The organism is Serratia sp. TSA_198.1, assembly GCF_052686505.1.
Window position 1 is genome coordinate 247,941 of record NZ_JBQZFP010000006.1, and the last position, 14,664, is coordinate 262,604.

Here is a 14,664-nt window from a genome sequence, read left to right on the forward strand (position 1 = left end):
CGGAAGAGGCGGGGGCCCTTCTGCACCCTCTTGACGGGTGGCGGAACGGCGCCGTTCGTCCGGAAAACGTCACGGGCAGCCTGAAGGCCCGGTTATCTATCTTTGAAGGAGTAAACCAATGACGCAGAAAATAGTGATCGCCGGTTCGGGTTTTGCCGGGTTTTGGGCTGCCGTTTCCGCCATGCGCGCCATCGCGATTGCCGGTAAAACCGGGGATATTGAGGTGACGATGGTATCGCCGACGCCAAATGTCACCATACGACCACGCCTCTATGAGGCGGTGCTGGAAAACATGAACCCGGACATTTCCTCCCAGCTTGACGCCGTCGGCGTACATCATCTGGCAGGTCTGGTGGAGCAGGTTGATACCGCGAGCAAATCTCTGGTGGTTCAACAGGCCGACGGGCAAAAAATCACCCTGGGTTATGACCGCTTTGTACTGGCGACCGGTAGCCGGCTGTTTGTGCCTGCGGTGCCGGGTTTTGCAGAATACGGTTTCAACGTGGATACGCTGGAAAACGCGCAGCGCCTGGATACCCATTTAAAAGCGCTGACCAATAAAGCGGAAACCCCTGCGCGCAATAGCGTGGTGGTGGTCGGCGGCGGGCTGACCGGATTGGAAAGTGCCACCGAGATGCCAATGCGGCTACGCGACATTTTGGGCAGCCAAGCGGATATTCGCGTGGTGATTGTTGATACCGCGCCAGAGGTCGGCGCCGGAATGGGCGCGGAACCCGCCGCGGTGATCCAGCAGGCGCTGGCAGAATGCGGCGTTGAGTCGCGGGCCGGAGTGCGCGTCACTGCGATGGATGCAGACGGCGTTACGTTGTCGAACGGCGAACGCATCGCGGCCAACACGGTGATACTGGCTGCGGGCATGCGAGCGCATCCGCTCACTGCGCAGATCCCTGGCGAGCGCGACGGCAGCGGGAGGGTGATCGGTGATGCATACCTGCGTGCACCGGCGGCGGCGGGCGTCTTTGTGACCGGGGATACGGTGAAGGCAGCGACCGACGATTGCGGCAACTACAACGTGATGTCCTGCCAGCATGCCATGAGCCTCGGCCGCGTTGCCGGCCATAACGCGGCGGCAGAACTGACGGGGCTGCCGGTACACCCTTACAGCCAGCCGAAATATGTCACTTGTCTTGATCTCGGCTCTTGGGGGGCGCTCTACACCGAAGGGTGGGATCGTCAGGTACGCTTCACCCGGCAGGAGGGCAAAAAGATTAAGCAGGAGATCAATACGCAGTGGATCTACCCACCGGCACCGGACCGCGACGCGCTTTTCGCCGTTGCCAATCCGGACTTTGTGATTGTGCCCTGAATTGCATGCGGGAGCGGAAACGCTCCCGTTTTATTGCCGGTTTCCCGCGGGTAAAAAAGAACGCGGCCAAACGCCGGTTTTTATCCTCGGCACCGTTATCGCTCCAGCCACTCGATCGCCAATTCGCGCGCTTCATCCAGACCGACATCCCGGCCTTCACGGGTAATCGCCGTTTTGAGCTCATTAATCACGTCCGCTTTTTGCGTTTCACGCTCTTCATTGGCCAATGCCAGGAACGCATCGCCTACCACCGTACAGATGCCGATGTATAAGGCTTTTGAATCCTCGAAACCACTGCTCATCACTGTTTCCTCTTGGGGTTGATTTGAATCTACAACGGCAGAAAAGGCCGGTCTTGCACCACGCTTTTCATGACCAGTGTGGAGGTAAGGCGCTGTACGCCGGGCAGGGCGGAAAGCCGTTCGTCGTAAAGCCGCTGAAATGCCGGCAGATCGCGGGCGATGACGTGCAGCAGATAGTCGGGGTCGCCGAACAGCCGCTGCGCCTGGATGACCTGGGGAATGTCCAGCATGGCATTCTCGAAGGCTTCAACGGCCTGGCGATCCCCTTCCCGCATTGTGACAAACACCAACGCAGAAAAGTTAAAGCCAAGGCAGCCGGGATCGAGGTGCGCGCGGTAGCCCCTGATCACGCCGGATTGCTCCAGAGCGCGTACCCGGCGATGGCAGGGGGAAACGCTGAGCCCGATCCGGTCAGCCAATTCGGTAACGGAAAGACGCCCATCGAACTGGAGTTCAGCAAGGATTTTGCGGTCGATCTTATCCATTTGGAATAATTTCCCTCAATCTGCAATTTATACGCAAATAATTGAAACCACATTCTAACAACTTGGGGATATTCTTTTCAATAATTGAACAATTTTAGACATTCCTGGCTTTTTGAGCCGGAAAGCAGTGTCCTGCGGAGGAAAGTGAAATGATAAAACGGATAAGCCCACCCACCGCGCTGCGGTGGCCGCAAAAGGCGTCGCGCACATGACGCCGGCTATTTTCGCCGCCTTCTGGGCGGTATCCATGCTGTTTGTCATTACGCCGGGGCTGGACTGGGCGTACATCATAGCGGCAGGCATACGCGGACGGGTGGTGGTGCCTGCGGTGGCGGGCTTGCTGTTGGGGCATCTGATGGCGATAGCCATCGTGGCGGCCGGCGTGGGCGCGCTGGTAGCGGGCAATCCGCTGGCCCTCACGGCGTTGACCCTGATTGGCGCGGCTTATCTGTTGTGGATCGGTTTTAACATGCTGCTTTATCCCTCCGCGCCCAACGTGGGTGAAGGGCAACCGTCCGGCTCCTGGCTGCGTTGGGCCGGTAAAGGGATTTGCATCAGTGGCCTGAACCCCAAGGTTTTCCTGTTGTTTTTGGCGCTGTTGCCGCAGTTCACCGATGCCAATGCCGCCTGGTCGATTCCGATGCAGATCCTTGCGTTGGGTCTGTTGCATCTGGTGAGTTGCGGGCTGGTTTATCTGTTGGTGGGATGGGGGTCGCAGTCCCTGTTGCAGACGCGTCCGCAGGCCGCCCGTGTCGTCAGCCGCATTTCCGGCGTTGCCATGCTGTTGATTGCCATCGGTTTGCTCGCCGGGCAGGCGTTCAAATAAAAAGGGGGGAATGCGACTTCCCCCCTTCAATGCAGACTCGTTAACGACGGGTCTATTACGCCGTTAGCTGGCCGTGGCGTGAGTTACGCGAACCGGCACCGATTTATAAGACGGGGTGCCGCTTTCCTTGTCGATATAATCCAGCGGAACCAGAACGTTCGCCTCAGGGTAATAGGCCCCGACGGAACCTGGAGCGATGTTGTAGGAGATCACCGTGATATTTTCCAGCCGCAGTTTTCGCCCGGCCACCACGGTTTCGATATCCACCAGATCACCATGTTCCAGGCCCCGCTTCTCGAGATCGATGTCGTGCATGAACAGAACATCGCGACGGCCAAATACGCCTCTATAACGGTCATCCATTGCGTAAATAGTGGTGTTGTACTGGTCATGGCTGCGCAGGGTGATTAGCCGCAGCACGTCGTCGCCCTGAACCTCGGCGTCTTCTTCTACGCCGCTGAACACCGAGAACATGGCTTTGCCGGTTGGCGTCGGCCATATGCGCTCGGTTGGCGGCAGCGGCATGCGGAACCCACCGGGCTGTGCGATACGCTCATTGTATTTATCGAAACCGGGAATGGTTTTTTCAATCAGATCGCGAATGATGCTGTAATCGGCCACCAGTTCCATCCAGGGGACCTTACTGTCTTGCAAGGTTGCCTTGGCCATACCGGCGACGATCGCCGGTTCTGAAAGCAGGAACGGGGATGCCGGTTTCAGTTTGCCGGAAGAAGCGTGCACCATCGACATGGAATCCTCTACCGTGATCGACTGGCGACCGCTGTCTTGCATATCCAGTTCTGTACGCCCCAGGCAAGGAAGGATATAGGTTTCCTTGGCGACCAGCAGGTGTGAGCGGTTGAGTTTGGTACCGAGATGGACGCTTAAATCCAGCGATTTCATCGCCGGGAAGCACAGATCCGGGTCCGGCAAGGCCACGGCAAAGTTACCGCCAAGGCAAATCAGTGCTTTGGAGGTGCCTTCCACCATGGATTGCATGGCTTTTACCGCATCATGCCCATGCTCTTTCGGGGCGACAAAGCCGAACACGTTTTCCAGATTGGTCAGGAACTCTTGCGAAGGCTTTTCAGTGATGCCGACGGTGCGGTTGCCCTGAACGTTGGAATGGCCGCGCAGCGGGCAGATCCCGGCGCCGGGCTTGCCGATATTGCCGCGCATTAACAGCAGATCGGCAATCAAACGTACGTTTGCCGTCCCTTTGTTGTGCTGGGTAATGCCCATGCCGTAAGTAATGATCGTGGCTTTGGATTTCGCATAGGCCAGCGCGACCTGCTCCAGATCTTCCTGAGTCAGGCCGCTCTCCGCTTCAATGTCTTGCCACGAGGTGGCGGCCAAATCCGTGGCGAATTGCTCAAAGCCGTTGGTGTGTTCGGCAATGAAATCACGGTCGATAACGTTGCTGCCCGCTCCCTGCGCGGCGTCATATTCCAACAGCGCCTTGGCGATCCCTTTCAATGCAGCGGCGTCGCCGCCGGCTTTAACCTGGTAATAGGTGGAGGCAATATTGGTGGAGCTGTAGGTCGCCATCTCGATTACGTTTTGCGGATCGGCAAAGCGCTCAAGTGCGCGTTCACGCAGCGGGTTGAAGACGATAATCGGTATCTGGCGTCGTGCCAGTTCATGCAGGGTACCCATCATGCGCGGGTGATTGGTGCCCGGGTTGTGGCCAATGGAAATCACCAGTTCGGTGTTGTCGAAGTCATCCAATGACACCGTGCCCTTACCGATACCGATGGATTGCGGCAAGCCAACGCTGGTCGGTTCGTGACACATGTTGGAGCAATCCGGGAAGTTGTTGGTACCGAATTCACGGGCAAACAGTTGGAACAGGTAGGCGGCTTCATTGGACGCGCGGCCGGAGGTATAGAATTCAACCTGATCCGGCGACTGCATGCCGCGCAATAGTTCGCCGATGCGCTTGAAGGCATCATCCCATTCGACCGGGCGCAGCGTATCGCTGGCGCTGTCGTAAACCAGCGGATGCGTCAGACGGCCGTAGCCTTCCAGTTCAAAATCCGTTTTTTCCAGCAGGGAGGTCACGGTGTTGGCCGCCAAAAACTCTGGCGTTACCCGCTTGCTGGTGGCTTCCCAGGTTACCGCCTTGGCGCCGTTTTCGCAGAACTGGAAGGTCGAGTGGTGCTCCTTGTCAGGCCAGGCGCACCCAGGGCAGTCGAAGCCGTCCGGTTGGTTGGTCCGCATCAGCGTGACCGGCGCTTCGAAGGTTTCCATTTGTGTTTTCACGGCGATAGCCGTCGCTTTCAAGGCGCCCCAGCCACCCGCAGGTCCATCATAGGGCCGAATTCCGGGAACGGCGCGTTTCTTCTTCATCATATGAACTCCTACCGCCCCTGAGTGGGCGATATCTTATTGAGACAGGTCTATTCGGCGTTCCCCTCGGGAGGCGGGATAACCGACAACTATTATTGCCGCCTGATAATGGCTGCGTGCGCTTTGCCATTTCTCTGTCTGCACCGGCGGCCAGACAGAGCGGGTGCTCAGGCGGCAATAAATCTTTTACGGGTGACTCACTGGGCGTGAAAAAGACGTCTGGCAACTTCACGCCCGATATTCCGCCGCCGCAAGACGGCTTTTTAGCTTATGCCTGCGGCTCCGCGGGCGTTTGCGGCCCAGCCTGAGCAACAGGCGGTTCTGGATTCTCCTTGCTTATGGGGGGCAGTTTGTTAAACACGACCTTGTCAGTGGTTTGATCATAGCCAATCTCGACGCTGTCGCCCGACTTCAGGTTGTCGCCAAGAATTTCCTTCGCCAATCGGGTTTCCACTTCCTGGCGGATCCTGCGTTTCAGTTCGCGGGCGCCAAAGTCAGGCTGATAGCCCACGTCCACCAGGTGTTCCACCAGAGAATCTGCAATATTGAGGGTGATATTCTGAGCCGCCGCCGTACGCGTTAAATGCTCAAGTTGGATATTCACGATTAAACGAATGTTTTCCTGAGACAGGGAGTTGAACACGATGACTTCATCGATGCGGTTCAGGAACTCAGGACGGAAGTGGCCCTTGAGCACTTGCATCAATTCGTCGTGAATCGTCTTGTCTGACTTGCGTTCCGCCTCCGGTAGCGAGGCGTTATTCATGATCACCGCAGAACCGAGGTTGCTGGTAGCAATGATGGTGGTGTTGCTGAAATCGACCACGCGCCCTTTACCGTCCGTCAGGCGGCCATCATCGAATACCTGCAGCAGCACGTTGTAGACGTCCGGGTGCGCTTTCTCGATCTCGTCGAGCAAAATTACGCTGTAAGGGCGGCGTCTTACACGCTCGGTTAACTGGCCGCCTTCGTCATAACCCACATACCCTGGAGGGGCACCGATCAGACGGGCAACGGCATGGCGCTCCATGTATTCCGACATGTCGATACGGATAATGGCCTGTTCGTCACCGAACACCGTTTCGGCGATGGCCTTGGCCAGCTCGGTTTTGCCGACGCCGGTAGGGCCGAGGAACAAGAAGGTGGCGATAGGGCGGTGTGCCTGGCTCAGCCCGGCGCGCGACAGGCGTACGGCGTCGCTGACGGCTTCGACCGCATCATCTTGCCCGACCACGCGTTCACGCAGTTTGTCTTCCATATTGAGCAGTTTTTGCCGCTCTTCCTGGGTTAACTCGGTCACCGGGATGCCGGTCAGGCGCGACACCACTTCAGCGACGGAAGACAGGGTGACTTCCAGCGTCTCCGAACCCGTTTTGCGCTGCCAGGCTTCCGTTAACTCTTCAAGGCGCGCCCGTTTGTCACTAATTTGCGCTTCGAAGCTTTTAACGTCGTCAAATTTTTTACGCGAAGACGCCGAGTCTTGCTCGCGTTTCAGGTGGGCGATTTCCGCTTCCAGTTCCTGAATATCCGCCGGTCGGGAGGTGGCGGAAATGCGAACGCGGGCCGCCGCCTGGTCAATCAGATCGATGGCCTTGTCCGGCAAGAAGCGTGACGTGATATAGCGATCGGACAGTTCGGCCGCCGCGACGAACGCTTCATCAACGAAGGTCACCTGATGGTGCGCTTCCAGTTTGTCGCGCAGACCACGCAAAATGACGATGGTCTGGTCGACGGTCGGTTCCGGTACCAAAACCGGCTGGAATCGACGTTCAAGCGCAGCATCTTTCTCGATATGTTTTTGGTATTCGTTGAGGGTTGTGGCGCCAATCAGGCTCAGTTCACCGCGCGCCAGCGCCGGTTTCAGTACGTTGGCAATGTCCAGGCCGCCTTCGCCGCCGCCCTGACCGGCACCGACAATGGTATGGAGTTCGTCGATAAACAAAATCAGTTCGGCATTTTTCTCGCTGACCTCATCAATCAACTGTTTGGCGCGTTCTTCGAATTCGCCGCGGTATTTTGCGCCCGCCACCATTGAGTTGATATTTACTTCGACCAGGCGCTTGCCCCGCAGCACTTCGGGCACATCACCTTTGACAATGCGCTGCGCCAGCCCTTCCACTATGGCGGTTTTGCCCACGCCAGGCTCGCCGATCAGCACCGGGTTGTTTTTCTTGCGACGGGCAAGCACTTCAATGGTACTTTCAATCTCCTGCGCGCGGCCGAGCACCGGATCCAGCTTGCCCTGGCGCGCCATTTCAGTCAGGTCGCGGCCAAACTTATCCAGCGTTGGCGTGCCCGTCGGGGTATCGATACGGCCGTCTTCCGCACCTTTACCCACAAGCTTCACCACTTTCTGTCGCAGAGCGGCTGGGGTAACGCCGTATTTTTTCAACAGGGCGCCGGCAATGCTGTCCGGCACTTCACTGAGCCCGATCAGCAAATGCTCCGGGCCAACATAGGAATGGCCCAAATCGCGGGAGGCCTGGAAAGCGTACATAAAGGCCTTTTTCAGACGTGGGGAAACCGTCATGTCTTCCAGGGTAGCGCCGGTTTCGGCGGCCCCCTTGTAAGCATGTTGGTCAATGTAGGCCTTGATGTCCTGCGGCGACAACTTGAGTTCTGTCAGCAGGGCGGAGCAGACATCGGTATCCGCCAACACATACAGCAGGTGCTCGGTATCAAGTTCACTGCGGTGCAGTTCATGCGCTTTTTCTGCCGCACGTTGCAGCAGCTCAAGCGTTTGTTTGCTGAAGGCATCGGTGGCATCGACGGATTCGCGCGGGACTTCCGCAGAGAACCCGGACGTTTCTTCCGCCGCTTCGTCTTCGGTTAACTCATTAAAGAAACGCGATAAGGCGCCGCCGCCACCCAACAGAGAGTCGAATGGATTGAGAATATTTTGATGGCGCGTTAATTGCCGGTAATCGTAATCACAGATGGCAATGGATTTCCTTTGACCATTTTGCATCACTGTCACACGGCCCGATGCCGGACGAGCATGACAAATATCACATAAAATAGGCATGGTGAATTAACTCCTATCAAGTTAAAGCGATTTAACTTCAATGAAACAGGCGTTTTAGATATGTCTGTTATTTATTTAATCTTGTCGGATTAAATAATGGCGTTGACGAGTTTAATGCCGGATCCTTATTGGTGATGGTGAGTTAAGGCATCGTTATTACAATGCCGGTTTGCGAAATGAAGTGCATCCGGCATTTTTCAGTAAAATGCTGGATGCGTTACTCTTTAATTGTCTTTTAATAATTGTCTTTTAATGATTTCTTCGCCAGTCGTGACGTCAATGACTATTGGGCGGCACACTGCGCGTCGACAAGGCTTCTAATAACGTCAGCGATGGAATAAAGAATAAACCGCCGGTGACGGCATGGCTGAAGTCGAGCAAACGGTCATAATTACCCGGTGGAAGGCCAATAATCATATTTTCAAGCATTTGTTCTATCGGCGCTGGGGAGCGGGCATAGCCGATAAAATAGGTGCCGAACTCGCCCATACCGGGTCTGCCAAACGGCATGTTATCGCGCAGGATCTTTACTTCGTTACCGTTCTCATCTTCCAGCGTGGTGAGTGAGCTGTGGGATGAGGAAGGTTTTACGTCGGCATCCAGCTCAATATTGGATTGTTTATGGCGCCCGATAATGCCCTCTTGCTGTTCAACGGTCAGCGCATTCCAGCCTTTCATATCATGCAGATATTTTTGCACCAAGGCGTAGCTGCCGCCGGCAAAGGCGCGGTCTTCCTCACCCACCACGGTGAAGTCGATGGCTCCGCGGCCTTCAGGGTTTTCGGTACCGTCGACAAAGCCGATCATGGCGCGTTGATCGAAATAACGGAAACCCTGAACTTCATCCACGACGGTGACGGCATCGCCGAGTTTGTTCAGCAACTGGGTCGCCAGCTCAAAACACAGATCCATTTCTTCGGCACGAATATGTAACAGAATGTCACCGGGTGTAGCGATGGCGACGCGGCCACCGGATCCTATTTCACGAAAAGGATGCAATTGCGCCGGGCGCGGAATGCCGAAAAGCGTATTCCAGGCGGTGGAACCGAATCCGCAGACGCATGACAGCCGTCCATCCGGCGATCTTTTCGCTACCGAGCGCACTACCGCCGCCACGTCGGCACACCAGTTACGTACGGTGGCGTGGTGTTCCGGCGTGTTTGTTATTGTCGCGACCATGAAGATGGCACTGCGCGTAACAGGGCTAAAAACTGCCTGTGAATCATCATAATACGTGCTCATAAGTCGTCTACCATCCAGTAAAGGTTAAATATGATATTTAAAAAGCAACAATAACTGATGTAAAACGCATTAAATATAGAGCTACCTTTTTTACTTTGCATTGTCAATGTTGAAACAACCTTTCCAAATAGCATATCAAAACTTAACAAGGTGCGTGATAGATTGTATCTATTGCGCAATAAAATTAACCAATTTGACGAAATGTTATTGGCAGGTAAAATTAATTCACAAGGCGAGGAAAACTGAGAAAAACCAAGAGAGCATTAGCTGGAAAAAAAAGGCGGTAAGTTCGGAAGACATGCCGTTAAAATTTAAAATAAAATCATCTGCGTCGCTGAGGCGCGTCGAGGCTAATTAATTAGCCTGATTCTAGCCATGTTCGTGCCCATAAACCCACCCTTGGGGCACTCGTAGTCCTGTTTGGCTAAAAAGTACGGCCAGGAAGTTAAATAATTACCGGGATTAAAAAAAGGACGGCATGAGGTTTTCCTCCTGTTTTGCGTGGCTCATTTAAATAATGTGGCCCGATTTTTAATGGATGGCGGGCTGTGACCCGGAATAGCAATATAACTTTGGTTTATAAACTTATCAGAATGGTGATACACAGGGGTGAACAATGTTGGGATTAGATGCCTTCCATTTAGCGAGGATACAGTTTGCCTTTACTGTCTCCTTCCATATTATTTTTCCGGCTATTACCATCGGGCTCGCGAGTTTTCTGGCGGTGCTGGAAGGTTTGTGGCTGAAAACGCGTAATGACACCTACCGTGAGCTTTATCATTTTTGGTCGAAGATATTCGCGGTCAATTTTGGTATGGGGGTGGTGTCAGGTCTGGTAATGGCTTACCAGTTTGGCACCAACTGGAGCGGTTTTTCGCAGTTCGCCGGCAGCATTACCGGGCCGTTATTGACCTATGAAGTACTTACCGCTTTCTTCCTGGAAGCCGGTTTCCTCGGGGTTATGCTGTTTGGCTGGAACCGGGTAGGGCGTGGGCTGCATTTCTTTGCGACCTGTATGGTCGCGCTGGGGACGCTCATCTCGACCTTTTGGATCCTGGCCTCGAACAGCTGGATGCACACGCCGCAAGGCTATGCGATCGAAAATGGCATTGTGATCCCGGTCGACTGGCTGAAAATTATCTTTAACCCGTCATTCCCCTACCGTTTATTGCACATGTCTACCGCCGCTTTCCTGGCCAGTGCCTTCTTTGTCGGGGCATCGGCTGCTTGGCACCTGCTGCGGGGCAATGATTCGCCGGCGGTACGCAAAATGTTTTCCATGGCGCTCTGGATGGCGCTGTTTGTCGCCCCGATTCAAGCGGTTATCGGCGATGCTCACGGCTTGAATACCCTGGAGTATCAACCGGCGAAAATTGCCGCCATTGAAGGCCATTGGGAGAACAAGCCGGGTGAAGCCACGCCGCTGGTGCTGTTCGGCGTGCCGGATATGGAACAGGAAAAAACCCGCTACAAGCTGGAAATTCCTTATCTTGGCAGCCTGATCCTGACGCACAGTCTCGACAAGCAAGTACCGGCGTTGAAAAGTTTTCCTAAGGAAGATCGCCCGAATTCCACCATCATCTTTTGGTCGTTCCGCGTGATGGCCGGTTTGGGCATGCTGATGATTCTGCTTGGCGTTGTCAGCGCATGGCTGCGTTGGAGAGGCCGTCTGTATCAGTCGCGTCCTTTTTTGTGGTTCGCGTTGTTAATGGGGCCTTCAGGCCTGATTGCGTTGTTGGCCGGGTGGTTCACTACTGAAATTGGCCGACAACCTTGGGTGGTGTATGGGGTGCAACGGACCCGCGACGCCGTTTCCGCGCACGGTGATATGCATATGACCTTCAGCCTGCTGGCCTTTATTGCGGTGTATTGCTCGGTGTTCGGCGTTGGCTATATGTACCTGATGCGTCTGATCAAGAAAGGCCCGGGGAGCGACGATACGCATGGCGCCGTTGTCGAGGGTACGCCAGCTCGTCCGCTGTCTGCGGTTCAGGATCCTTTGAACAAGCCGGAAGGGAGAAACTAACATGGGCATCGATCTTTCAATTATTTGGTTCACCATCATCGTCTTCGCCACGTTGATGTATATCGTGATGGATGGTTTCGATCTCGGGATTGGTATCCTGTTTCCGTTCAATAAGGATGCCACCGAGCGCGACATGATGGTCAATACCGTGGCGCCGGTCTGGGACGGCAACGAAACCTGGCTGGTGTTGGGGGGGGCGGCGCTGTATGGCGCTTTCCCGCTGGCCTATGCCGTTATCACCGATGCGTTGTCCATTCCGCTGACCGCGATGCTGATTGGCCTGATCTTTCGCGGCGTGGCGTTTGAATTCCGCTTCAAGGCCACGCCGGAGCATCGTCCGTTTTGGGACAAGGCGTTTATTGTCGGCTCGATCCTGGCGACTTTCAGCCAGGGGGTTGCCGTCGGGGCAATATTGAATGGCTTCGAGGTCACCGGCCGCGTCTACAGCGGTTCGGCACTGAGCTGGCTGGCACCGTTCCCGCTATTCTGCGGCCTCGGCCTGGTGGTCGCCTATGCGTTATTGGGCTGTACCTGGCTGATTATGAAAACGGAAGGGGCCTTGCACCGCAAGATGTCCGAGTTGGCGATCCCCTTGACGCTGGTGCTGCTGGCTGCCATTGCCATCATCAGCATCTGGACGCCGTTAGCGCACCGAGATATTGCCGCGCGCTGGTTCACCGCGCCGAATATCTTCTTGTTCCTGCCGGTGCCGCTGTTGGTTCTGGCCTTTGCCTGGGGCATCGTGCGGGCGGCGTATAACCGCCGGGCCAGCTATGGTCCGTTCCTGATGACCCTGGGCTTGATGTTCCTGGGTTTCAGCGGCCTGGGGATCAGCATTTGGCCGAATATCATCCCGCCGTCGATTTCCATCTGGCAGGCGGCATCGCCGCCTCAAAGCCAGGGCTTTATGCTGGTCGGCGGGTTACTGATTATCCCGGTCATCCTGGCTTACACCTGCTGGAGCTATTACGTGTTCCGCGGAAAAATCAAACCGGACGAAGGTTACCATTGATCGATAACGTTGCCAGGAGACGAATATCATGAAACCTGTGACAGACAGCCACCCGGCCTTTTGGCGGCGCTTGATGTGGATGATGGCCATTTGGGCCGCCAGCGTGCTGGCCCTCGGCGTAGTGGCATCGGTATTTAAACTGCTGATGGTCGCAGCCGGCATGAAGTCTCACTGAAAAAGTAAGCAGCCAGGCTATGGCTTAACAGATAGCCTGGCTTTGCTTCTCGGTCAGCCTCGGGGCAATCAACAGCAACGCCATTATTTTCCGCTCTGACACTTAAGTCATAAGTGCCTGATGATTTCTTGTTACTGCTCATTTGGGAGGTATTGCGGATGTCGACATTTACCGATCCCTGGGAACGTAAGTTCTATTATTTGCGGCTCTCCATTACGGATGTGTGTAACTTCCGTTGCAGCTACTGTTTGCCTGACGGGTATCGTCCCACCGGGGGCAACAACAAAAGCTTTCTGACGTTGGATGAAATTCGGCGGGTTACGCGGGCGTTTGCCGCCTGCGGCACGGAAAAGGTCCGTCTGACCGGTGGCGAACCCTCACTGCGCAGAGATTTTGTCGAGATTATTGAAACTGTCAGACAAAATCCGGAAATCAGCAATATTGCCATGACCACCAATGGTTACCGCATGGCGCGTGATGTGGCGCGTTGGCGGGCCGCTGGGCTGACGTCCATTAACGTCAGCGTGGATAGCCTGGACGCCAACCAGTTTCACGCCATAACCGGCCAGGACAAGTTCAGGCAGGTCATGGACGGCATTGACGCCGCCTTTACGGCGGGGTTTGACAAGGTCAAGGTCAATGCCGTTTTGATGCGCGGGATCAATCATCATAACCTGCAGACGTTCCTTGACTGGATTAAGCACCGCCCGATTCAACTGCGTTTTATCGAACTGATGGAAACGGGGGAAGGACGAGACCTGTTTCGCCAACATCATATTTCGGGAGAGGTGATCCGCGAGCGCCTGGTCGCCATGGGGTGGCAGCGCCGGGAACGAGAGCGCAGCGCAGGCCCGGCTCAGGTGTTTTTCCACCCGGATTACCAGGGGGAAATCGGCCTGATAATGCCGTACGAAAAAAACTTCTGCGCCAGTTGTAACCGGCTGCGGGTCTCCGCAACGGGGAAGTTGCACCTTTGCCTGTTTGGTGACGGCGGCATTGGTTTGCGTGACCTGTTGCAGGCCGACAGCAGCCAGCAAGAGTTGCAAGAGCGTATTGCGCACAGTTTATTGCAGAAAAAACAAACGCATTTCTTGCATCAGGGGAATACCGGCATTACGCAAAACCTGTCGTTTATCGGGGGGTAATTTTACTGGAGAAAGACCATGACCACACGGGGGGATCATGATTGACGTTTTATTCTTTGCTCAGGTACGTGAGCTGATCGGTTGCAACCATCTGCAACTCCCTGCCGACTACGCCACGGTGGCGACGTTACGCCAGGCGCTGTCGCTAAAAGGCGATCGTTGGGCACTGGCGCTGGAGGGCGATAAACTTTTGGCTGCGGTAAACCAAACGCTGGTGCCTTTCGATCACCCCTTGAATGCCGGTGATGAAGTGGCCTTTTATCCGCCGGTAACCGGGGGTTGAGATGCAAAACAAAATCATCGTCGATACCGAGAGTTTTGATATCGCACGGGAACATCAATGGCTATCGGCCTCAGAGACCGAGGGCGCCGTGGTCACTTTCGTCGGCAAAGTACGAAACAATAATCTGGGCTGCGATGTCAGTTCCCTGACGTTGGAACATTATCCCGGCATGACCGAAAAGTTGTTGGCGCAGATTGTTGATGAAGCCCGCGGCCGTTGGCCACTGGGGCGTGTGGTCGTGTTTCACCGCATCGGCGAGATGCAGGCTGGAGATGGCATCGTTTTGGTCGGCGTCAGCAGCGCCCATAGAGCCGACGCCTTTCTTACCGCCGAATTTATTATGGATTATTTGAAAACCAAAGCGCCATTCTGGAAAAGAGAATCGACGCCGCAGGGCGAACTATGGGTTGCCGCAAGGGATAAAGATTGCGCGGCAGCTGAACGCTGGTAGTTATTTGAACATGTTA

13 protein-coding genes are annotated in these 14,664 nt (G+C 55.2%); 8 read left to right on the top strand and 5 right to left on the bottom strand.

Annotation, left to right across the window (positions count from 1 at the left end; genetic code table 11):
* The first annotated feature begins 118 nt into the window (after window positions 1-118).
* Window positions 119-1,327 carry an NAD(P)/FAD-dependent oxidoreductase gene (locus ACUTSW_RS21305; protein WP_445585296.1) on the top strand — a complete coding sequence of 403 codons (1,209 nt, stop codon included), beginning with the start codon at window positions 119-121 and terminating at the stop codon, window positions 1,325-1,327.
* 95 nt (window positions 1,328-1,422) lie between these two features.
* On the opposite strand, the gene ACUTSW_RS21310 is transcribed toward ACUTSW_RS21305, so the two are convergent.
* Entirely contained in the window at window positions 1,423-1,629 is a 207-nt protein-coding gene (locus tag ACUTSW_RS21310; protein WP_006316883.1) for a DUF2767 family protein, read from the bottom strand.
* A 29-nt stretch (window positions 1,630-1,658) separates the two neighbouring features.
* Window positions 1,659-2,114: an Lrp/AsnC family transcriptional regulator gene (locus ACUTSW_RS21315; protein ID WP_004951866.1), complete on the bottom strand. Its 456-nt coding sequence runs from the start codon at window positions 2,112-2,114 to the stop codon at window positions 1,659-1,661.
* A 208-nt stretch (window positions 2,115-2,322) separates the two neighbouring features.
* Between ACUTSW_RS21315 and ACUTSW_RS21320 the strand changes: the two genes are divergently transcribed.
* Complete coding sequence (locus tag ACUTSW_RS21320; protein ID WP_445585297.1) at window positions 2,323-2,940, top strand: LysE family translocator; 618 nt, start codon at window positions 2,323-2,325, stop codon at window positions 2,938-2,940.
* Between the two features lie 63 nt (window positions 2,941-3,003).
* Here ACUTSW_RS21320 and ACUTSW_RS21325 read toward each other — a convergent pair whose 3' ends face one another.
* The 3 genes from ACUTSW_RS21325 to ACUTSW_RS21335 form a co-directional block, all read right to left on the bottom strand.
* Window positions 3,004-5,292 (bottom strand): FdhF/YdeP family oxidoreductase, encoded by a 2,289-nt coding sequence (locus ACUTSW_RS21325; RefSeq protein WP_311994465.1) that lies wholly within the window; start codon window positions 5,290-5,292, stop codon window positions 3,004-3,006.
* 265 nt (window positions 5,293-5,557) lie between these two features.
* A complete protein-coding gene (locus tag ACUTSW_RS21330) occupies window positions 5,558-8,314 on the bottom strand; it encodes an AAA family ATPase (protein ID WP_445585298.1) in 2,757 nt (918 codons plus the stop codon).
* Window positions 8,315-8,590: 276 nt separating this feature from the next.
* Complete coding sequence (locus tag ACUTSW_RS21335; RefSeq protein ID WP_445585299.1) at window positions 8,591-9,556, bottom strand: Dyp-type peroxidase; 966 nt, start codon at window positions 9,554-9,556, stop codon at window positions 8,591-8,593.
* A gap of 616 nt (window positions 9,557-10,172) precedes the next feature.
* Here ACUTSW_RS21335 and ACUTSW_RS21340 point away from each other — a divergent pair.
* The 6 genes from ACUTSW_RS21340 to moaE all read left to right on the top strand — a co-directional run bounded on the left by ACUTSW_RS21340 (window position 10,173) and on the right by moaE (window position 14,648).
* Window positions 10,173-11,582: a cytochrome ubiquinol oxidase subunit I gene (locus tag ACUTSW_RS21340; protein ID WP_445585300.1), complete on the top strand. Its 1,410-nt coding sequence runs from the start codon at window positions 10,173-10,175 to the stop codon at window positions 11,580-11,582.
* A 1-nt stretch (window position 11,583) separates the two neighbouring features.
* A complete protein-coding gene (cydB, locus tag ACUTSW_RS21345) occupies window positions 11,584-12,594 on the top strand; it encodes a cytochrome d ubiquinol oxidase subunit II (RefSeq protein WP_062789548.1) in 1,011 nt (336 codons plus the stop codon).
* Between the two features lie 28 nt (window positions 12,595-12,622).
* Window positions 12,623-12,769 carry a DUF2474 domain-containing protein gene (locus ACUTSW_RS21350; protein WP_006327183.1) on the top strand — a complete coding sequence of 49 codons (147 nt, stop codon included), beginning with the start codon at window positions 12,623-12,625 and terminating at the stop codon, window positions 12,767-12,769.
* A gap of 158 nt (window positions 12,770-12,927) precedes the next feature.
* Window positions 12,928-13,914 (top strand): GTP 3',8-cyclase MoaA, encoded by a 987-nt coding sequence (gene moaA / locus ACUTSW_RS21355; RefSeq protein ID WP_241921851.1) that lies wholly within the window; start codon window positions 12,928-12,930, stop codon window positions 13,912-13,914.
* A gap of 37 nt (window positions 13,915-13,951) precedes the next feature.
* Window positions 13,952-14,197: a molybdopterin synthase sulfur carrier subunit gene (gene moaD, locus ACUTSW_RS21360; RefSeq protein WP_004951848.1), complete on the top strand. Its 246-nt coding sequence runs from the start codon at window positions 13,952-13,954 to the stop codon at window positions 14,195-14,197.
* Window position 14,198: 1 nt separating this feature from the next.
* Window positions 14,199-14,648, top strand: a complete 450-nt coding sequence (gene moaE, locus ACUTSW_RS21365) for a molybdopterin synthase catalytic subunit MoaE (protein ID WP_445585301.1) — start codon at window positions 14,199-14,201, stop codon at window positions 14,646-14,648.
* The last annotated feature ends 16 nt before the right edge of the window (window positions 14,649-14,664 follow it).